Source organism: Sinorhizobium sp. P24N7 (assembly GCF_042436655.1).
Lineage (GTDB): Bacteria > Pseudomonadota > Alphaproteobacteria > Rhizobiales > Rhizobiaceae > Sinorhizobium > Sinorhizobium meliloti_A.
Window position 1 is genome coordinate 1 of sequence record NZ_JBHMIW010000132.1, and the last position, 447, is coordinate 447.

Annotated in this window: 1 protein-coding gene; it reads right to left on the bottom strand. The window is 54.8% G+C overall.

What is annotated here, in order from left to right; translation table 11 throughout:
- On the bottom strand, window positions 1–447 hold a 447-nt coding region (locus ACFHWW_RS34290), incomplete at both ends, for an acyltransferase family protein (protein WP_379943845.1).

Below are 447 nucleotides of genomic sequence, written 5' to 3' on the forward strand. Positions count from 1 at the left end.
CACCTGCATTCCAGCAGCAAGTAATTTACATAAGCCGATGCGGCGCACACGCCGACGACCGCCAGCCAAGTCGCTGCTGGCGGGACAAAACTCTGCAGACCGAGATAGCCGATGATCAGGACAATTGCCCTAATCGAGAACATGTGTGTGAGATAAAGGCTGTAGGAACTGTCACCCACGGCGGCCATCGCGCCATTCAAGATTCTCGTGCTTTTTGGTGCCATCGCGAATGCGCCGATCAGCACGAACAGCGACGCCAGTAGGACCGTTGTTGCCGATACGGCATAATGGCCACCCTGGGACGAGAAATAGATCCCAGATGCAACGAGGCTGGCACATATTCCCGGCCAAAAACTCCATGCCGGTAGACGAAACGAAAGCAGATTTGCTCCCAAAGCGATCCACATCCCCAGAGCAAATTCGAGGAGATACGGCATCGTCCAAACC